Annotated in this window: 15 protein-coding genes and 1 pseudogene; 10 read left to right on the top strand and 6 right to left on the bottom strand. The window is 71.1% G+C overall.

The window, feature by feature from the left end:
* Positions 1-140 precede the first annotated feature (140 nt).
* The 7 genes from CGL27_RS27395 (at position 141) to CGL27_RS27365 (ending at position 9,659) form a co-directional block, all read left to right on the top strand.
* Positions 141-812, top strand: coding sequence for a response regulator transcription factor (locus CGL27_RS27395; RefSeq protein ID WP_014054096.1), 672 nt, complete (start codon positions 141-143; stop codon positions 810-812).
* Positions 813-1,047: 235 nt separating this feature from the next.
* Positions 1,048-3,000 (top strand): 2-oxoacid:acceptor oxidoreductase subunit alpha, encoded by a 1,953-nt coding sequence (locus CGL27_RS27390; protein WP_078642876.1) that lies wholly within the window; start codon positions 1,048-1,050, stop codon positions 2,998-3,000.
* On the top strand, positions 2,993-4,075 hold the full coding sequence (locus tag CGL27_RS27385; protein WP_119990651.1) for a 2-oxoacid:ferredoxin oxidoreductase subunit beta: 1,083 nt from the start codon (positions 2,993-2,995) through the stop codon (positions 4,073-4,075). Before CGL27_RS27390 ends, CGL27_RS27385 begins: the two co-directional genes overlap by 8 nt.
* Positions 4,076-4,208: 133 nt before the next feature.
* The gene (locus CGL27_RS27380; protein WP_119990649.1) at positions 4,209-6,173 is read left to right on the top strand and encodes an APC family permease; all 1,965 of its coding nucleotides are present in this window, start codon (positions 4,209-4,211) and stop codon (positions 6,171-6,173) included.
* Positions 6,174-6,335: 162 nt separating this feature from the next.
* The gene (locus CGL27_RS27375) at positions 6,336-7,193 is read left to right on the top strand and encodes an SDR family oxidoreductase (RefSeq protein WP_119990648.1); all 858 of its coding nucleotides are present in this window, start codon (positions 6,336-6,338) and stop codon (positions 7,191-7,193) included.
* Between the two features lie 158 nt (positions 7,194-7,351).
* On the top strand, positions 7,352-8,488 hold the full coding sequence (gene rarD, locus CGL27_RS27370; RefSeq protein WP_119990646.1) for an EamA family transporter RarD: 1,137 nt from the start codon (positions 7,352-7,354) through the stop codon (positions 8,486-8,488).
* 226 nt (positions 8,489-8,714) lie between these two features.
* Positions 8,715-9,659, top strand: a complete 945-nt coding sequence (locus CGL27_RS27365) for a M28 family metallopeptidase (RefSeq protein ID WP_119990644.1) — start codon at positions 8,715-8,717, stop codon at positions 9,657-9,659.
* 47 nt (positions 9,660-9,706) lie between these two features.
* On the opposite strand, the gene CGL27_RS27360 is transcribed toward CGL27_RS27365, so the two are convergent.
* The 6 genes from CGL27_RS27360 to CGL27_RS27335 all read right to left on the bottom strand — a co-directional run bounded on the left by CGL27_RS27360 (position 9,707) and on the right by CGL27_RS27335 (position 17,240).
* Complete coding sequence (locus tag CGL27_RS27360; RefSeq protein ID WP_240450648.1) at positions 9,707-10,741, bottom strand: ABC transporter permease; 1,035 nt, start codon at positions 10,739-10,741, stop codon at positions 9,707-9,709.
* On the bottom strand, positions 10,728-11,711 hold the full coding sequence (locus CGL27_RS27355) for an ABC transporter ATP-binding protein (protein WP_119990642.1): 984 nt from the start codon (positions 11,709-11,711) through the stop codon (positions 10,728-10,730). Before CGL27_RS27355 ends, CGL27_RS27360 begins: the two co-directional genes overlap by 14 nt.
* Positions 11,712-11,761: 50 nt before the next feature.
* Positions 11,762-13,015, bottom strand: a complete 1,254-nt coding sequence (locus CGL27_RS27350) for a DUF2092 domain-containing protein (RefSeq protein ID WP_119990640.1) — start codon at positions 13,013-13,015, stop codon at positions 11,762-11,764.
* A 406-nt stretch (positions 13,016-13,421) separates the two neighbouring features.
* Positions 13,422-14,432, bottom strand: coding sequence for a polyprenyl synthetase family protein (locus CGL27_RS27345; RefSeq protein WP_078642868.1), 1,011 nt, complete (start codon positions 14,430-14,432; stop codon positions 13,422-13,424).
* A 332-nt stretch (positions 14,433-14,764) separates the two neighbouring features.
* Positions 14,765-15,964 carry an FAD-dependent oxidoreductase gene (locus CGL27_RS27340; RefSeq protein WP_119990638.1) on the bottom strand — a complete coding sequence of 400 codons (1,200 nt, stop codon included), beginning with the start codon at positions 15,962-15,964 and terminating at the stop codon, positions 14,765-14,767.
* A 37-nt stretch (positions 15,965-16,001) separates the two neighbouring features.
* Positions 16,002-17,240 carry an ATP-grasp domain-containing protein gene (locus CGL27_RS27335; protein WP_240450647.1) on the bottom strand — a complete coding sequence of 413 codons (1,239 nt, stop codon included), beginning with the start codon at positions 17,238-17,240 and terminating at the stop codon, positions 16,002-16,004.
* 223 nt (positions 17,241-17,463) lie between these two features.
* Between CGL27_RS27335 and fahA the strand changes: the two genes are divergently transcribed.
* From fahA to CGL27_RS27320, 3 genes and pseudogenes are all read left to right on the top strand, one after another.
* Entirely contained in the window at positions 17,464-18,714 is a 1,251-nt protein-coding gene (gene fahA / locus CGL27_RS27330) for a fumarylacetoacetase (RefSeq protein WP_119990636.1), read from the top strand.
* A 50-nt stretch (positions 18,715-18,764) separates the two neighbouring features.
* On the top strand, positions 18,765-19,274 hold the full coding sequence (locus CGL27_RS27325; protein WP_078642865.1) for a hypothetical protein: 510 nt from the start codon (positions 18,765-18,767) through the stop codon (positions 19,272-19,274).
* 227 nt (positions 19,275-19,501) lie between these two features.
* A pseudogene (locus CGL27_RS27320) lies at positions 19,502-20,019 on the top strand (GntR family transcriptional regulator); the annotation flags it as partial.
* Positions 20,020-20,379: the final 360 nt, after the last annotated feature.

Here is a 20,379-nt window from a genome sequence, read left to right as displayed (position 1 = left end):
TCGCCGAGGGCGCACGACCCCCACCGGCCGTATGCCCTCGGCGTCGGCCGGTTCTGTGCGACGCGGGCGGCCCAACCCTGGGATGCTGGTCCCCACGGAACAAGCGAAACGGGGGCCGAGTGGAACGGGGACCGAGCATCGTGCCGGACAGAGTACGGGTGGTCATCGCCGAGGATTCGGTGCTGCTCCGGGAGGGGCTGACCCGGCTGCTGACCGACCGGGGCCATGAGGTGGTCGCGGGCGTCGGGGACGCGGAAGCGCTGATCAAGTCGGTGCGGGAGCTGGCCGACGAGGGCGTACTGCCGGATGTGGTGGTGGCCGACGTGCGGATGCCGCCCACGCACACCGACGAGGGGGTGCGGGCGGCCATCCGGCTCCGCCGTGACCATCCGGGCCTGGGGGTGCTGGTCCTGTCGCAGTACGTGGAGGAGCAGTACGCCACGGAGCTGCTGGCCGGGAACAGCCGCGGCATCGGCTATCTGCTCAAGGACCGGGTGGCCGAGGTGCGCGAGTTCGTGGACGCGGTGGTGCGGGTCGCCGAGGGCGGTACGGCGCTCGACCCGGAGGTGGTCGCCCAGCTTCTGGGCCGCAGCCGCAAGCAGGATGTGCTGGCCGGGCTCACCCCGAGGGAGCGGGAGGTCCTGGGGCTGATGGCCGAGGGGCGGACCAATTCGGCCATCGCCCGGCAGCTCGTGGTGAGCGATGGCGCGGTCGAGAAGCATGTAAGCAACATCTTCTTGAAGCTGGGTCTGTCGCCGAGTGACGGGGATCACCGTCGGGTGCTCGCCGTCCTCACGTATCTCAATTCCTGAAAGCAGACTTCCGCGGGCCAAAGCGGGGCCAAAGGCTGAACGGGGGATCAGCGGAAATGACAGCACGGGGGATGGGACACGCCATGCCAAACCGTGACATATATGGTTCTTCTTTGGACGTCCACCATGTGATCCGGCGAAGGAAGGCCACCCTTACCGACGTACGATGGCCATGGGACAACAACCGGTCGGCACCGACTGTCCAGGAGCGCCGCCTCAAGGGAGGTCCGAAGCAGTGACCAGCCAGGTCAGCAGCCCGGCCGAGCAGGCCGAACCAGCCGATCAGCAGGGCGGGCAGACGCCCGCCGGGGGGCAGCGAACAGCAGAGGGCGGCAAAGAGGTCCGCCGTCTGGACCGGGTGATCATCCGGTTCGCGGGTGACTCGGGTGACGGTATGCAGCTCACGGGCGACCGGTTCACCTCGGAGACGGCGTCGTTCGGAAACGACCTGTCGACCCTGCCGAACTTCCCGGCGGAGATCCGCGCGCCCGCCGGCACCCTGCCCGGAGTGTCGAGCTTCCAGCTCCACTTCGCCGATCACGACATCCTCACACCAGGTGACGCGCCGAACGTGCTGGTGGCGATGAACCCGGCCGCGCTGAAGGCCAACCTCCCCGATGTGCCGCGCGGGGCGGAAATCATCGTCAACACCGACGAGTTCACCAAGCGCCCGATGGCCAAGGTCGGCTATGACCAAAGCCCCCTGGAGGACGGCTCGCTGGACGGCTATCACGTCCACCCGGTGCCGCTCACCACGCTGACCATCGAGGCGCTGAAGGAATTCGGCCTGTCCCGCAAGGAGGCCGAGCGCAGCAAGAACATGTTCGCGCTCGGGCTGCTGTCGTGGATGTACCACCGGCCGACCGAGGGCACCGAGAAGTTCCTGCGGCAGAAGTTCGCGAAGAAGCCGCAGATCGCCGAGGCGAACGTGGCCGCCTTCCGGGCGGGCTGGAACTTCGGCGAGACCACCGAGGACTTCGCCGTCTCCTACGAGGTGGCCCCGGCCACCAGGGCCTTCCCCACCGGCACCTACCGGAACATCTCCGGGAACCTGGCGCTGTCGTACGGGCTGATCGCGGCCTCCCGCCAGGCGGATCTGCCGCTGTTCCTGGGGTCGTATCCGATCACCCCGGCCTCGGACATCCTGCATGAGCTGTCCAAGCACAAGAACTTCGGTGTGCGCAGCTTCCAGGCCGAGGACGAGATCGCCGGGATCGGCGCCGCGCTGGGCGCGGCCTTCGGCGGCTCCCTCGCCGTGACCACCACCTCCGGCCCGGGCGTGGCGCTGAAGTCGGAGACCATCGGGCTCGCGGTGTCGCTGGAGCTGCCGCTGCTGGTCATCGACATCCAGCGCGGCGGCCCCTCCACCGGGCTGCCCACCAAGACCGAGCAGGCCGATCTGCTGCAGGCCATGTACGGGCGCAACGGCGAGGCCCCGGTGCCGATCGTGGCCCCGAAGACCCCGGCCGACTGCTTCGACGCCGCGCTCGACGCCGCCCGGATCGCCCTGACCTACCGCACCCCGGTGTTCCTGCTGTCGGACGGCTATCTGGCCAACGGCTCGGAGCCCTGGCGGGTGCCGGACGTCGACGAGCTGCCCGACCTCCGCGTCCAGTTCGCGACCGGCACCAACCATGTGCTGGCCGACGGCACCGAGGTCTTCTGGCCGTACAAGCGCGACCCCAAGACCCTGGCCCGCCCCTGGGCCGTGCCGGGAACGCCCGGTCTGGAGCACCGGATCGGCGGAATCGAGAAGCAGGACGGCTCGGGGAACATCTCCTACGACCCGGCCAACCACGAGCACATGGTCCGCATCCGCCAGGCCAAGGTGGACGGCATCACGGTGCCGGACATCGAGGTGGACGACCCGACCGGCGACGCCCGCACCCTGGTCCTGGGCTGGGGGTCGACGTACGGCCCGATCACCGCCGCGGTGCGCCGCGTCCGCGCCGCGGGGGACCGCATCGCCCAGGCCCATCTGCGCCATCTCAACCCCTTCCCCGCCAACCTCGGCAAGGTGCTGGAGGGTTACGAGAAGGTGGTGGTGCCGGAGATGAACCTGGGTCAGCTGGCGACGCTGCTGCGCGCCCGCTATCTGGTCGACACCCGCTCCTTCACCCAGGTCCGCGGGCTGCCCTTCAAGGCCGAACAGCTCGCCACCGCCCTCAAGGAGGCCATCGATGACTGACACCCTCGCCGAGGGCGCGGCATCGGCTCGAAGCGCGCTCTCCCTGGTGCCCAAGAGCGACACCAAGCAGACGATGAAGGACTTCAAGTCCGACCAGGAGGTCCGCTGGTGCCCCGGCTGCGGTGACTACGCGATCCTCGCCGCCGTCCAGGGCTTCATGCCCGAACTGGGCCTGGCGAAGGAGAACATCGTCTTCGTCTCCGGCATCGGCTGCTCCTCGCGCTTCCCGTACTACATGAACACCTACGGGATGCACTCCATCCACGGCCGCGCCCCGGCCATCGCCACCGGTCTGGCCGCCTCGCGGCAGGATCTGTCGGTGTGGGTGGTCACCGGTGACGGCGACGCGCTGTCGATCGGCGGCAACCACCTGATCCATGCGCTGCGCCGCAATGTGAACCTGAAGATCCTGCTCTTCAACAACCGCATCTACGGCCTGACAAAGGGTCAGTACAGCCCCACCTCCGAGGTCGGCAAGATCACCAAGTCGACCCCGATGGGCTCCCTGGACGCGCCGTTCAACCCGCTGTCGCTCGCGCTCGGCGCCGAGGCGGGCTTCGTGGCCCGCACCATCGACTCCGACCGCAAGCACCTGACCGAGGTGCTGCGGCAGGCGGCTGCCCATCCGGGCACCGCGCTGGTGGAGATCTACCAGAACTGCAACATCTTCAACGACGGCGCCTTCGAGTCCCTGAAGGACAAGGACCAGGCCCAGGAGGCCGTGATCCGGCTGGAGCACGGGCAGCCGATCCGCTTCGGCGTCGACCAGGCCAAGGGCGTCGTCCGCAACCAGAGCACCGGCGACCTCGAAGTGGTCACCGTCACCACCGAGAACGAGCACCAGGTGCTGGTGCACGACGCCCACGCCACCTCGCCCACCACGGCATTCGCGCTGACCCGGCTCGCCGACGCCGACACGCTCCACCACACCCCCATCGGGGTGCTGCGCGATGTGGACCGCCCGGTCTACGACACCCTGATGTCCCACCAGCTCGACAACGCCGTGGAGCTGAAGGGCAAGGGCGACCTCGGCGCCCTGCTCGCGGGCGGCGACACCTGGACCGTCGTGGGCTGACCCCCAGCGGGCCCCGCCCCGCCGACGGGCACCTTCGTACAGTCGGCGGGCACATTCGTACATACGGGCACAGGCGGGTGCCCGGCCGGAGCGTCTGACCACGCCCAGGCCGGGCACCCGCTCTGCTATCCGCATGGCCGACCCCGCCGCCCCGATCCAGCCGCCCGACCGCCCCGCCTACCGACTCAAGCGGCGGCTGCTCGGCCCACCCCTGATCACCGAGCGGATCCGGCGCGAGAAGCTGGGCAACCCGGCCGCGCTGGGCGTGCTGGCCTCCGACTGCATCTCGTCGACGGCGTACGGCAGCGAGGAGATGCTGCGGGTGCTGGTGCCGGTCATCGGGGTCGCGGCGTTCACCCTTATCCTCCCGGTGACCGGGGCGATTCTGCTGGTGCTGCTGCTGGTCACGCTCTGCTACAGCGATGTGGTGACGATCTACACCCGGGCGGGCGGCTCGTATGTGGTGGCGCGGGAGAACTTCGGCCCGGACATCGCCCAGATCGCCTCCGTGGCGCTGCTGGTGGACTACATCGTCACCGTCGCGGTCCAGGTCTCGGCGGGCACCAACGCGATCATCTCGTTCGCCCATCTCGTCGGCGGCACCTGGACCGGCATCGACCATCTCCAACTGCCCCTCAGCGCCCTGGTGATCCTGATCCTCGCCTACGGCAATCTGCGCGGACTGCGCGAGGCCGGGCGGGTCTTCATGGTGCCCGCCTATCTGTTCATCGCCGCCGTCGGCCTGATGCTGGTGGTCGGCGTGGTCCGCGGGCTCACCGGGCGGCTTCCGCACGCCGATATGCACGCCGCCGGCGCCGTGCCCCTCGGCACCTCGGGCAGCGGCTGGCTCTACGGCGCCTCGCTCTTCATCGTGCTGCGCTCGTTCGCCAACGGCGGCTCCTCGCTGACCGGGCTGGAGGCGATCTCCAACAGCGTCTCGGTCTTCCGCGATCCCAAGGGCCGCAACGCCCGCCGCACGCTGATCACCATGAGCTGCATCCTGGGCACGCTGGTCCTCGGGGTCTCCGCCCTCGCCCACTTCACCCACGCCATCCCGTACCGGGACGGCACCCCGACCGTCCTCGCGCAGGAGGCCCATCTGGTCTTCGGCGACGGAGTGGTGGGCGCCCTGGGGCTGGCGTTCGTCCAACTGGCGACCGCGCTCATCCTCTACACGGGCGCCAACACGCCGTTCACCGGCTTCCCCTTCCTGGCCAGCTTCGTGGCCGAGGACCGCTTCCTGCCCCGGCAGCTCACCCGGCGCGGTCACCGGCTGGCCTTCTCCAACGGGATCATCGCGCTGGCCGTGGTGGCTTTGGCGCTGCTGGTGGTCACCAAGGCCAATGTGGACCGGCTGGTGGCGCTGTACGCGATCGGGGTGTTCACCGCCTTCACCATGGCCGGGGCCGGGCTGACCGCCTATCATCTGCGCCGCCGGGAGCCGGGCCGCGGCTGGAAGATCGCGGTCAACCTCACCACCGCGGCCGTCTCCGCCGCCGTGGTGCTGATCTTCGGGATCACCAAGTTCACCGAGGGCGCCTGGCTGGTCGTGGTGGTCTTCCCGCTGGGGGTCTGGGCGCTGATCCGGATCAACCGCGAGTACCGCGCGGAGGCGGCCGCCCTGGAGGCGGTGGAGCGCCCCGGTGACGACGTCCCGCGCTGGCGGCGCCATGTCGTCTTCGTCCTGGCGGACACCATCGACCTCGCGACCGTCAAGGCGCTGCGCTACGCCCATGAGCTGCGGCCCGACGAGGTCCGCGCGGTGCACTTCATGGTGGACGAGAGCCATGCCCGCCGGCTGATGGCGCGGTGGGAGGCCACGGCGGGGGTGACGGTGGCGCTGGAGGTCGTGGCGTGCCCGGACCGGCGGCTGCGCCATGCGGTGATGGAGCTGGCGGCCCGTACCACCGAGGACGGGCAGACCGCGCTGACCCTGCTGGTGCCGCGCCGCACCTATGCCTCCCCGCTGGGCAAGCTGCTGCACCGGGGCACGGCGGAGTCACTGGCGAAGGCGCTGGAGCATCTGCCGGGTGTCGCGGTGACGATCCTGCCGTTCGCCGTCAGCCTCGCGGCACGGGAGCGCGAGGCCCCGGAGTGACGCGGTTCCGGCCCCGGACTCCGACTCGGCCCCGGCCCGGACTCGGCCCCGGCCCCGGATGAACACACTTACTTAACCGGAAGTACCTTTCTATTGGTTAGCGCTTCCCTTAAGGTGGGTGTGCCGACCTCAAGCAGGCCCGAACAGGAGAGAGTCACACCTATGAGCATTGTCGTCACCGGAGCCACCGGCCACCTCGGCCGTCTCGTCGTCGAGGGGCTGCTGGAGAAGGTTCCCGCCGACCAGATCACCGCAGTCGTGCGCGACACCGCGAAGGCCGCCGACTTCGCCGACCGCGGTGTACGGCTGCATGAGGCCGACTACAACCGGCCCGAGACGCTCGCCGGCGCCTTCGCCGCGGGCGACAAGGTGCTGCTGATCTCCGGCAGCGAGGTCGGGCAGCGCGGTCCGCAGCACCAGGCCGTCGTAGACGCCGCCAAGGAGGCCGGTGTCGCGCTGCTCGCCTACACCAGCGTTCTGGGCGGCCCCGCCGCCGACTTCACCCTGGCCGACGAGCACAAGGTCACCGAGCAGGCGGTCACCGACTCCGGCCTGCCGTACGCCCTGCTCCGCAACGGCTGGTACAACGAGAACTACACCGAGAACCTCGCCCCGGTCCTGGAGCACGGCGCCGTCGTGGGCGCCGCCGGCGAGGGCCGGGTCGCCTCCGCCTCGCGCGCCGACTACGCCGCGGCCGCCGTCGCCGTCCTGACCGGTGAGGGCCACGAGGGCAAGGCGTACGAGCTGTCCGGCGACACCGCCTGGAGCTTCGCCGAGTACGCCGAGGTGGTCGCCGAGCAGACCGGCAAGGAGATCGTCTACGGCGCCGTCTCCCCGGCGGAGTACCAGACCATCCTCACCGGCGCGGGCGTCCCCGAGCCGCTCGCCGCGATCCTCTCCGATGTCGAGGCGGCCATCGAGCGCGGCCGACTGGCCGCCACCCCGGGCGATCTTTCCCGGCTCATCGGCCGCCCGACCACGCCCATCGCGGACTCGGTCGCGGCCGCGCTGAAGGGCTGACCGGCCCCGTACGCACCACGGCCCGCCTGTCATCACCGCCATCCGACCTGTCATGACCGTCATGCGATACGGGAATGACAGGCGGGCCTCACCAGCGCTACCTTCGGACCCTCGGAACGGGCCCGCCCTGGGCTCGCCATGCCGTCGGGGAGGGTGCCGTGACGCCGCAGGACCAGCAGGAGCGCGCCGATCGCGCCGGTCTCCTCTACGGCTTCGCGGCATACGCCTTCTGGGGGCTGGTGCCGCTCTTCTGGCCGCTGCTGGAGCCCGCCGGCGCGATGGAGATCCTCGCCCACCGGATGGTGTGGTCGCTGGCGGCCGTCGGTCTGGTGCTGCTGGCGCTGCGCCGCTGGAGCTGGATACGGCCGCTGCTGCGGGAGCCCCGACGGCTGGGCATGATCGCGCTCGCCGCGACCGTGATCTCTATCAACTGGGGCCTGTACATCTGGGGCGTCAACAGCGGCCACGTGGTGGAGGCCGCGCTCGGATACTTCATCAACCCGCTGGTCAGCATCGCCTTCGGGGTGCTGCTGCTGCGTGAGCGGCTGCGGCCCACGCAGTGGGCGGCGGTCGGCGTCGGGGTGGTGGCCGTGGCCGTGCTGGCGGTGGGTTACGGCAAGCTGCCGTGGATCGCGCTCACGCTCGCCTTCAGCTTCGCGACGTACAGCCTGGCCAAGAAGCGGGTCGGGCTGGACGGACTGGAGTCGCTGGCCGCCGAGACCGCCGTACAGTTCCTGCCCGCGCTGGGCTTCCTGATCTGGCTCGGGGCGCGTGGCGACAGCACGTTCGCGAGCGAGGGCGCCGGACATGCGGCGCTGCTGGCGAGCTGTGGCTTCGTCACGGCGCTGCCGCTCATCTGCTTCGGGGCCTCGGCCGTGCGGCTGCCGCTGTCGACGATCGGGATGCTGCAATACGTGGCGCCGACCTTCCAGTTCGCCCTCGGCATCACCGTCTTCCACGAGACGATGCCACCCGAACGGTGGGCAGGCTTCTCCCTCGTCTGGCTCGCCCTCGCGCTGCTCACCTGGGACGCGCTGCGCACCGCGCGGCGGGCGCGGCGGGAGCTGGCCAACGCCGCCGCGCGGGCGGCCGCGCTGTCGGCGACAGTGGAGGGCGGTGTCGTTCCGGAGGCGGGTGTCGTTCCGGAGGCGGGTGTCCTTCCGGAGGCCGGTCTCGTTCCCGAAGCCGGTGTCATTCCCGAAGCCGGTCTCGTTCCGGAGACCGTCATCTCGGATGTCGCCACAGCGGATGCCGCCGTGCCCGATGCCCGGCCCGGATCGATATCCGGCGGGTGATGTCCGGTTCCCGCCCTTGACGCGGAGTCAGCCACACCCGGAGCATCAGCCTCGCGTCATCGCCACTTCACCGAACCGCAGGTTTCACCGCTCCATCGCCCCCACGGGCACGTGCACCACACAGCGTCACGTCATTCCGTCCTGTCCCCGTTCGGAACCGGAGCCCCCCATGTCGTCATGCGCTGAGCGCCGCCCCCGAAGATCCCTGATACGCCGGACGGCCGCCATGGCCGCCGCCGGTACCGCCGTCGCCGCCCTGGTGTCGGCCGCCCCGGCCACCTCCGCCTCCGCCGCATCGGCCCGGCCCGCGGCGGACGCCCGTACCGCCCTCGCGGTGCCGGACATCTCCGTGGCCAATGTGAAGGCCCATCTGACCCAACTGCAGTCGATCGCCACCGCCAACGGCGGCAACCGCGCCCATGGCCGCCCCGGCTACAAGGCGTCGCTCGACTACATCAAGGGCAAGCTGGACGCCGCCGGTTACACCACCACCGTGCAGCAGTTCACCTCCAGCGGTTCCACCGGCTACAACCTCATCGCCGACTGGCCCGGCGGCGACACCAACAACGTGGTGTTCTCCGGCGCCCATCTCGACTCGGTCACCGCGGGCCCCGGGATCAACGACAACGGCTCGGGCTCCGCCGGAACCCTGGAGACCGCGCTCACCGTCGCCCGCCAGGGGGCGAAGCCCACCAAGCATCTGCGGTTCGCCTGGTGGGGCGCCGAGGAGCTGGGGATGGTCGGCTCCCGCTACTACGTCAACAACCTGCCGTCATCCGAACGGGCGAAGATCGACGGCTATCTCAACTTCGACATGATCGGCTCGCCGAACCCCGGCTACTTCGTCTATGACGACGACCCCGGGATCGAGTCGGTGTTCAAGGCGTTCTTCTCCGCCAAGGGCGTTCCCACCGAGATCGAGACCGAGGGCGACGGCCGCTCCGACCACGCGCCGTTCAAGAACGTGGGCATCCCGGTGGGCGGTCTCTTCAGCGGCGCCGACTACATCAAGACCTCCGCCCAGGCCCAGAAGTGGGGCGGCACCTCCGGCCGGGCGTTCGACAGCTGCTACCACCGCTCCTGCGACACCATCAGCAACATCAACGACACCGCCCTGGACCGCAACAGCGATGCCATCGCCTACGCGGTCTGGACACTCGGCGGCGCCTGATCCCGGTTGACGTGCCGTGTTCGGCTCCGTCCTCGGCTCAAACCGGCTCAGGCCGTGATGTCCTTCGCGGTGAACCGGGCCCAGGCCGCCGAGCCGAACACGGCGACGTACAGCCCCTGCAGCCCCAGATTCTTGACCAGCTCGTCCCAGTAGACCGGCTCGCGCAGGAGATCGGCGAAGCTGAGCCAGTAGTGCGGGAAGAGATACGGGTGGATCGCGTGCAGTTGCGGGATGCTGTCGAGGATCTGCGTGGTGACCACCAGCCCCACGGTCGTGGCCATGGCCGCGATCCCGCTGTTGGTGAGGGTGGAGATGAACAGGCCCACCGTCGCGATCCCCACCAGCGACAGGGCCACCAGGGTCGCCACGCCGAGGGCCCGGAGCAGCGCTTCCTCGAACGAGACGGTGATGCCCGAGATCAGCGTGACATCGCCGAGCGGGAAGAGCAGCGCCCCCGTCACCAGGCCCGAGAGCGCCACGATCAGGGTCGCGATCAGGCAGAAGGCCATGGACGTGGTGAATTTGGCCAGCAGGAGACGGGTCCGTCCGGCGGGGGCGACCAGCAGATAGCGCAACGTTCCGGCGCCCGCCTCACCGGCGATGGCATCACCGGTGATCACGCCGATCACCATCGGCAGGAAGACGGGCAGCGTCGCCGCCAGCGACGCGAAGACCAGGAAGATCCCGTTGTTGGTGATCTGGGAGAAGAAGGCGGGGCCCTGCCCGTCTCCGCCACGGCCGCCGCCGAGGCCGTCGCCGTCGCTCGTCTCGATCTTCACGGCGACACCGATGAGGATCGGGATCAACGCGAGCACCCCGAGCAGGGCCAGGGTCCGCCAGCGGCGGAGGGTGGTGGTCAGCTCGGAGCGGAAGAGCGCCAGGGCCCAGAGAGGGTTCGGGCGGGGCGCGTTCGGGGCCTTTCCGTCGGTCGCGGTGGCCGGTACGCGGGTGTCAACCGTGTCCGGTGCGCCGAGGTCGACCGTATCCGGTGCGCCGGTGTCAACCGTGTCCGGTACGCCGAGGTCGGCCGTCCCTGGTCCCTCAGCCCGCGACCGCGGCCCCAGTTCCTCAGCCCGCGACATCGAAGCCCTCCCCGGTCAGCGCGACAAAGGCGTCCTCGAGCGAGGCACGTTCGGCCCCGAAGGCCCGGACCCGCACCCCCGCACGGACGAGGGCGGCGTTGAGATCGGCCAGCTCCAGCGGCGCGTCATCCGCACCGGGGCCGGGCACCGGCAGCTCGCCGGAGACCCGCTCGTCCAGGATCACCAGATCCGTCACGCCGTGCTCCTTCAGGATCCGGACCGCGTCCACCGGGTCCGGGGTGGTGACGACCAGCCTGCCGCGGCTGCCCGCCGCCAGCTCGGCCACCGTGCCCTGGGCGATCAGACGGCCCTGGGCCATCACGGCGGCATGCGTGCACACCTGTTCGATCTCGTCGAGGAGATGCGAGGAGAGGAAGACGGTGGTGCCTTCCTCGGCCAGTTCGCGCACCAGGGAACGGATCTCGCGCATGCCCTGCGGATCGAGGCCGTTGGTCGGCTCGTCCAGGACCAGCAGCTCACGCGGCTGGAGCAGCGCGGCGGCCAGGCCCAGGCGCTGCTTCATGCCGAGCGAGTAGGCGCGGGCCTTCTTCCCGGCGGCAGCGGCCAGCCCGACCCGGTCCAGGGCTGCCTCGACGCGGGGGACACGGGTGCGGGGGTCGGCCGTGGGGTCCGCGGCGTCGTAGCGCAGCAGATTGTCGCGGCCGGTCAGAAAGGGGTAGAGGGCGGGGCCCTCGATGAGGGCGCCCACCCTCGGCAGCACGCTCCGGGCGGCGCGCGGCATCGGCTCACCGAGCAGCCTGGCTCTGCCCGAGGTGGGCTCGATCAGGCCCATGAGCATGCGGATCGTCGTCGTCTTCCCCGAGCCGTTGGGCCCGAGGAAGCCGAAGACGCTGCCACGCGGCACGGACAGGTCGAGTGCGTCGACCGCGAGCTGTCCGCCCCGGTAGCGCTTGGTGAGCCCGCGGGTCTCCACCGCGGTGTCGTCCCCCTCGGTGGACCGCTGCTCCACGGGCTCCCCTTCGTTATGCGTCGTGTTCTACGCCGTGCGCGCCCAGCGCCTCACTTGGCCGCGTTGGCGGCCTTGACCAGGGCGTCCTTGTCGACCGCGCCGACGAACACCTTGCCGTCGTCGGTGAGCAGCGCGTTGACCAGACGGGTGCTGACCACCGTGCCGGAGCCGAAGTCGCCCTTGACCTCCTTGCCGAAGCCGCCGAGGAGTCCGGACGCCGCACCCGGGCCGCTGTCGCCGCCGGGGGGCGTGGACGCCGCGCCGCCGGGGGTGTCGAGCCGGGCGACCGAGTCCCAGCCCTTACCGACGACGTTCAGCCCGGACAGGGCGCCCTGGGCGTCCTTGAAGTCCTTGGAGCCGAAGTCCTTGGAGCCGAAGTCCTTGGCCTCGGGCCGGCCGGCCTTGGGCTCCTCGGTGACCTTGGCGCCCTTGGGCGGGGTGAAGTCGAAGGTGCCGGCCTTGGGCTTGCCGAAGTCGACCTTGGTGTAGCCGACGTCGATGGCCGCCTTGCCGCCGCTCTTCGGGGAGAGGGTGAACTTCAGCGGGACACCGTTGTCCGCGCCCACCGCGATACGGACGGATCCGATCGTGGAGTCGCTGTCCGCCTTGGGCTTGATCAGCAGGTCGTACGCGTCCCGTCCGGCGACCCGGGAGGTGCCGTCGACCGTCACATCCGTGGTGTCGTCCACGGAGGCGAGCACCGTCTTGGCGATCTCCTGGGGCGTGGCGCCCCGCAGGTCCTTCGGCAGCTCCTGCCGGTGGTCGCCCTTGGCCTTCGCCTCCTTGGGGGCGGTGGCGTGGTACGCGGAGTTGCTCCCGCTGTCGTACGCCCAGATCTCGTCGCCGTTGTGGATCATGCTGTACTCGGCGGCGTTCTCGACGATCGACACCCGCTGCTTGTCGGGGCCGTCGGTGGCCACCCGCAGGGTGTGGGAGCCGGAGACCAGCTCCATCAGCCGGGATTCGGGCGAGGCGGACGCCTCGCCGCCCCGCGCCCCGCCGAGGTCGGCGAGGGAGCCGCCGCCGGGAAGCGAGGGGATGCCCAGGTCGGTGGTGATCTTCACCGAACCGGACATCTGCTGGGCGTCCGATGCCGCCATCTTGCTGATCAGCTCTTGTGCCGAGATCTTCGGCAGGTCGGGGTCGCCGGTGCTGGCCAGCGCCGGGACCAGCCCTATGGTCGCCGCCGCGATGCCCGCGACCGCGACCGGGGCGGCGTACCGGGCGGCCTTCTTCCCCCGGGATGGCCGCTCGTCATCCCAGAAGCCGTCGTCGGCGACCTGTGTCGGTCGGATCCGTGCCATGTGTGCTCTACCTCCGTCGTCGGCGGCGGTTCGTCAGCTTGCACTCGTCCACCCTCTCGGGCCATTGTCACCCGATCCCGCCATGTGGTGGTCTTTTCATCCCACCAAATCGTGCGACGTGGCGCGTCAGCCCGCAGGATCACCTAGGTGTACTGCTCGGGGATGACACCGCTCCCCCAGGAGTCAGGGTCGGCTCCCCCGGAGCCGGGTGGTGGTCGGGGCGGAGCGGGCGCCGGGCAGGCGTCCAGCCGACCCGATGGGCGGGGGCTGGGCGGGGGCGTCAGCCAACCGGTGGGCAGGGGCTGGACGGGGGCCAACCGGCCGGTGGGCGGGGCGTCAGCCGGCCGGTGGGCGGGGGCGTCAGCCGGCCGGTGGGCGGGGCGTCAGCCGGCCGGTGGGCGGGGCGTCAGCCGGCCCGGTGGACCACCGCGTCGCACAGCCCCTCGAGGGCCGCCTTCGCCGGGCCCTCGGGCAGCGGCGCCAGCATCGAACGGGCCTCCGCCGCATAGCGGACCGTGACCCGGCGGGCCTGCTCCAGCGCCGGGTGGGCGCGCAGCCGCCGCAGTACCTCGGCATGGCGCGCGTCATCGGTCAGGTCGCCCGCGAGCAGCTCGCACAGCTCGCGGTCCTCGGCAGAACCGGTCGCCTCGGCCCGCTCGCGCACATAGAGCACGGGCAGGGTGGCCACGCCCTCGCGCAGATCGGTGCCGGGGGTCTTGCCGGACTCATGGCTGTCGCTGGCGATGTCCAGCACATCGTCGGCGAGCTGGAAGGCCATGCCGAGCCGCTCGCCGTACTGCGTGAGGATGCTGACGATGGACTCGTCGGCACCCGACATCATCGCGCCGAACCGGCCGGAGACGGCGATCAGCGAACCCGTCTTGCCGGCCAGCACATCCAGATAATGCTCGACCGGGTCACGGCCGTCGCGGGGGCCCGCCGTCTCCAGGATCTGGCCGGTGACCAGCCGCTCGAACGCCTCGGCCTGGATCCGCACCGCCTCGGGGCCGAGATCGGCCAGGATGTGCGAGGCCCGGGCGAAGAGGAAGTCGCCGGTGAGGACCGCCACCGAGTTGCCCCAGCGGACGTTGGCGCTGGAGACGCCGCGCCGCACCTCCGCCTCGTCCATCACATCGTCGTGGTAAAGCGTCGCCAGATGGGTGAGCTCGACGACCACGGCCGAGGGCACCACTCCGGGTGCGTGGGGATCGCCGAACTGCGCGGCCAGCAGCGCCAGCAGGGGCCGGAACCGCTTCCCACCGGCCCGCACCAGATGCTGGGCGGCCTCGGTGATGAAGGGCACTTCGCTCTTGGTGGCCTCCAGCAGGCCCTCTTCGACCGCCGTCAGCCCGGCCTGGGTGTCGGCTTCCAGAGTCCGGTCCCGCACGCTCAGCCCCAAGGGCCCGACGAAGCTCACGGGGTACTCCTGTCTGCCTACGAATGGCGCGAATGTCGATGTGTCGCTGCCTCCACCAACAGGCAGCGTATCCGGTCGGGTATCGATCACTGTGGGCGCCTTCCCGCCTTGTGCGCCTCTCACCGTTCTCTCCCGAATCGGCTACTTCACATCGCAGTACCGCGATCGCAGCAGATCATTCACCCTCCGGCCCCCGACAAATCAGCCAACCCGACCCACTGACGGGCCAGCCGGCCCGGCCTGCTGCCCGGTCAACCGACCCGCCCCGCCGACTGGTCAGCCGACCCGGGCACAGGCCGGGGCAGGCAGATGGCCGTGGGCCCGGCAGGCGCTCATCCGTGCGCGGCGGCCACCGCCTTCGCCAGCCGCGGCGACGCGTACTCCGTGCCGCAGACGAACCGCATCACCGGACCGAAACTCGCCGCCGCGGGCAGCCCGGTGAAGTAGAGCCCCGGGACCGAGGAGCCGTACCCGGCGTCGAGCCAGGGTCCCCCGGCGCCGGTGACCAACTCGGAGCGGAGCCCGGGCCCGAGGAAGTCCAGCGCGGCGACGCTCATCCGGTAGCCCGTCGCGGCCATCACATGGTCGGCGGCCAGCTCACCGACCCGGCCGCTCCCATGCAGGCTGAGCACCGGCCGGCCGTCGGCCCGTACGGTGACCCGGCTGATCCGCCGCCCCTGGGTGACCCGCACCCGCCCGGCGAACCGATCCCTCAGCCACCAGGCGCCCTTGGGCCCCAGCACCCTGCGGACCAGATACTCCCGGGTCGGTGCGGGCAGCCGCCGGAAGCCCACGGCGTGGTACGACAGCGCGTACAGCGACCAGGCGCGGCCGAACGGCGACTCGGGCCGCAGCCTGGGCTGGCGGTCCGGCGGGGAGCCGAAGGCGACCGCGCGCGGTCCGCGGGCCACCACCCGCACGGCGGCGCCCGCCTCGGCCAGCAGCACCGCGCTCTCCAGCGCCGACTGCCCGGCCCCGACGACCACCACCTCACGCCCCTGGAAACGCCCCAGGTCGTGGTGGTGCGAACTGTGCGAGACGGGGCCGCCGGGAGCGGGCCCGTCCGGTACGGCGGCGGCCAGCTCATGGGGAAGGTGGGCGAGCCCGCTGAGCCCGCTGGCGACGACGACGGCGCGCGCCGTGAGCTGCTCCCCCGAGTCCAGCTTCAGCTCGAACCGGCCACCCCGCCGGTCGACCGAGACCACCCGCACCCGCTCCAGCTCCGGCACCAGCCGCTCCTGGAACCACAGCCCATAGGCCGAGAAGGTCTCGACGGGGATGAGGTCCCAGTCCGACTCATAGCGCGGGCCGCCCATCGCATAGCAGAAGTCCAACAGGGTGTGCCCCGGCTGCGGTGCGTCGATGTTCGAGGCGACCGGTGTGGACTTGAGCAGCATGCCCGCGGGCATCCGCTCGCGCCAGCTCACCATCGGATCCCCGAAGACACGGACCGGCAGCCCGCGGGCGCGCAGATGAGCCGCGGTCGACAGACCGTACGGACCGGCCCCGATGACCACTACCGGATCGTTCATGAATCCCCCCAAGGTGTACAGCCAAGGTGTTCAGCGTTCACTTGGCGCGCCACAGCCGGTACAGCTGGGCCGCGCCGGGCCGCAGCGAGCGGGCCAGCATGGTGAAGAACGGCTTCATGTCGTCCCGCGCGGCCCAGGCGAGCTCGGTCCCGCTCGCCCTCGCCGGGGCGTGCGGGGTGGTGTATCCGCTGCGGCGATAGGCGAGCAGTGCGGGCAGGTCGATGTTCTCGACCGTGAACCGGCGGTCCGGCCGCTGCCCGGCCCCGGGGACCGCGCGCCCCGTCAGATCGAGATGCTGGGCCCGGACGACATCGATCCCCGCGGCGCTCTCGAAGAGCCGGAACTGGGCGCCCATCCGCGGATTGAAGTCCAGCAGCTTGTACCGTCCGTCGCGCCGGTCGAAGCGCCAGTCCAGGTCGACGATGCCGCTGAAGCCGATCCGCTGGACGAACTGGGCCGCCATCCGCGCCAGCTCCTCGTTCTCCACTACATAGGCGCATGCCGTCATCCCCGCGTGCGGCGGCCAGGACCGCACCTTGACCCCGGTGAACATCGCCAGCGGTGTGCTCCGGGAGTCGAAGTACCCATGCACGATCCAGTCCTCGGCGTCCTCGCGCGGCAGATACTCCTGCAGGACCACCCCGGGCCGCGGTCCCCACCGCCGCGCCAGCTCCATCAGCTCTCGCGGGCCCTCGATCCGGGTGGTGCCGCCCACCGCGGGCTTCTTCCGCCGCTCGAACGCCTCCCGGTTCTTGGCGACCACCGGAAACCGCGCGCTCGCCGCGAACGCCTTGACGTCGGCGTAGGTGTCCGGGAAGGCGCCCTCGGGCGTGGGCACCCCGTGCTTGACGCACAGCTCGTGCAGCCCCTGCTTGCTCGCCAGCCGCCTGGGCAACTCGGGCTCGGCGCGCGGGAAGAGGAAGCCGCCCTCCCCGGCGAGCCGATCCGCGTGCTCGGCGATCAGCACCGCCGCTTCCTCGTCCGTGGGCAGCAGAACCGTCGGCCGGCCGATCGCCCGGCCTATCCGCAGCAGCCCCTCCACCAGCCGCTCCGGCCGCTCGCTGCCGGTGGTCGGCCAGACGAAGGCCCTCGCCAGATAGCGTGAGAGCGCCGCCGGGGTCCAGCGGTCCTCGGTGACCGCGTACATGGGGACACCGAGACGCCCCAGGGACCGGATGGCGCCGACGCCACCGTGATGCAGTGGATAGTGGCCGATCTTCACGACCAGAGCGGGTACGGAACGGTCCACCGCGAATGGCACGGCACTGCTCGCCACGAGCCCCCCTCGGTCACCGCAGCGCAGTGGCCCCCCCACTGTGCGTGACCCCGAGGAAGGACGCTACTTCGGAATCGCCGCCTCCAGCAAGGATTTTCCGGACATTGCCATCTCTTTAGGGAGTAGCCGACACGGTGCCACCTTCCTTTCTTCCCCGCACTCCCCTCGCCTTAGGGTGTGCTGCACCCCCAGCAGTGACCAGGAGAAGGCGAGGCAGCCCCCGATGCCGCAGCGATCCCCGCTGGACCTGCCCGAAGGCCACCCCTTCGGCCCGCACAACCTCCCCTATGGCGTCTTCACCACGCCGCACGCTCCTCATCTGCGGAAAATCGGGGTGCGCTACGGAAACCATGTGCTGGACGCCGGCGCCGCCGCGGCCGCGGCCGCCTCTCCGCACGCCGAACAGCTCGGCGCCGACACCCTCAACCCGCTGATGGCCGCGGGCCGCCCGGTCTGGCAGGCCGTCCGCGCCGAGGTGCTCGACTGGCTCACCGACCGGGCGCACCGGTCGACCATCGAGCCGCTGATGCACCCCCTCCCCACCGTCGCGCTCCATCTCCCCTTCGAGGTGGCCGACTACGCCGACTTCTATGCGAGCGAGCACCACGCGACCAACGCGGGCAGGGTCTTCCGCCCCGACGGCGACGCGCTCACCCCCAACTGGAAGCACATGCCGATCGGCTACCACGGCCGGGCCGGCACCATCCTCGTCTCGGGCACGCCCATCGTCCGCCCGCAGGGCCAGCATCTGCCTCCGGCCGATACCTCCGCACCACACGCTTCCTCCCCCACTCCGGTCTTCGGCCCCTCCCTGCGCCTCGACTTCGAAGCGGAGGTGGCCTTCGTCGTCGGCGCCCCTTCCACTGTTAATACACCGGTGCCCCTCTCCGGGTTCCACGACCACGTCTTCGGCGTCTGTCTGCTCAACGACTGGTCCGCACGCGACATCCAGGCATGGGAGTACCGCCCGCTCGGCCCCTTCCTCGGCAAGTCCTTCGCCACCTCGCTCGCCGCGTGGGTCACCCCGCTGGAAGCCCTCACCGCCGCCCGTACCAGCCCGCCCGTCCGCGACGTCCCGCTCCTCCCCTACCTGGACGACAGCGCGGCCGAGCCCGGCGGGCTCGATCTGCGCCTCGAGGTCGCCCTCAACGGCCACACGGTCTCCCGCCCGCCCTTCTCCGCCATGTACTGGACCGCGGCCCAGCAGCTCGCGCATCTGACGGTGGTCGGCGCCTCGCTGCGCACCGGCGACGTCTTCGCCTCCGGCACGGTCAGCGGCCCCCGCCCGGACGAGCTGGGCTGTCTCCTCGAACTCACCTGGGGAGGCCGCCGGCCCCTGCGTCTCCCCGACTCCACCCGGACGTTCCTGGAGGACGGTGACGAAGTGACCATCACGGCCTGGGCGCCGGGCCCGCAGGGGGTCCGTATCGGCCTGGGCGAGGTGACCGGCCAGGTCGTCCCGGCCACGCCCTGACACGGCTGCTAATTTGTCGTGCTCCCGCCCTGACGATCGAGGAGAGACACGTGAACAAGGCAGTGGGCATCGCCGGCACGGTGGCGGCGGCCGCCCTGCTACTGACCGCATGTGGCAGTGACGGAGGCGACGACAAGAAGGACACCTCCAAGGACCCCTCCTCCGCGTCGAGCGCCCCGGCGGAGGGGGGCGCGGACGCGAAGGTCTCCGGCACCTATGTGGCGAAGTCCGGTGACGAGGCCGTCATCCTGTCCATCAGCGGCAAGCAGGCCGTCCTGATGGCCGGCAAGCACATCTGCAACGGCGAATACGCCGACATGGGCGGGAAGATGCTCATGCTCAAGTGCGCCGACGGCAACACCGAGCGCAGCGCGGGCAAGGTCACCCTGGGCGCGGACGGCAAGACCCTCACGGTCGACTGGGACGCGCTCGCCAAGAACGACACCTTCGTCAAGGCGACCTCGCCCAGCGACCTTCCCTCGGGCCTGCCGACGTCGCTCCCCTCCGGCATCCCGACCGATCTGCCGAGCGGCATCCCGACCGACCTCCCGACCGGCTGAACCACGGCTCAGGACTTCGTCCGGCGCTCCGGGCTCCTGGCGCACCACCGCGCCGGGGGCCCGCCGCGCACAGTGGCAGATCTTGCCGCCGCGGCGACGAAACCGCAGGCGGCAGCGGTACGAAAGCCGCCGCCAGGTGGCGCAACACTTCGGCAACACCATCGGCCCGGCCCCGTCGGTATGGTCCCCGTACGACCACGCCGACCAGCACACCCCGGAGCCGGCCGATGCCAGCCGAACGCCCCCGCGAGCACGCCCCGCCGGTCGCCGCCGCGCGCCGCCGGCGGCTCCGCGCCGACCGGGCACGGCAACTCGCCGATCTCCTCCGCCACCAGGTCCTCACCGGCGGCTTCCCCGGAGGCGTACTCCCCCTGGAGGACGCGCTCGGCCAGGACTACGGCGCCTCCCGCAACACCGTGCGCCAGGCGCTCGACCTGCTGCGCGCCGAGCGCCTGGTGGAGCGGCAGCCCGGGGTGGGCACGGTCGTCGTCGCCGAGAAGTACCCGCACGGCCTCGACCGGCTGATGGGTCTGGCCGAGACCCTTCATGAACACGGCCGGGTCACCAATGAGGTGCGCACCGTCGGCCCCGTCCCCGCGCCCGCCTGCGCGTCCCCGCGCGTACCGATGTCCTCTACGTCGAGCGGCTGCGCCGGCTCGACGGACTCCCGCTCTCCCTCGACCTCACCTACCTCCCGATGGATATCGGTGCCGACCTGATCGGCGCCGACCTGGAGAACACCGATGCTGGCGTTGCTGCCGCTGGCGGAGCGGGGGGTGGGCACGGCGCGGGAAGCGCTGTCCTCGGTTCGGTCCGACCCGGACGCGGATGTCCGCGCGTACGCGGCCAAGGCGACGGCTTAGCGTCGGCGCCTGCGACGGGCTCGCCCCCGCCCCTCCCCGATCCCAGGGGGCTCCGCCCCGGGCCCCGCTCCTCAATCGCCGGAGGGGCTGGAATTGTGTCCCTGCCAGGGCGGGGTCCAGGGGCGCGGCCCCTGCGTTCGGGAAGGGGCGGGGTGGGGAATTGCTCCGGCCGGGCGCGGGCACCGTCGTGGTGTCCGCGCCCGGCCGGGGTTCGGGACGCTGAGTGCCCTGGTCGGGGTGAG

This window comes from Streptomyces sp. 11-1-2 (assembly GCF_003595545.1).
GTDB lineage: Bacteria > Actinomycetota > Actinomycetes > Streptomycetales > Streptomycetaceae > Streptomyces > Streptomyces hygroscopicus_B.
This window is presented reverse-complemented; position numbering and strand designations above follow the sequence as displayed.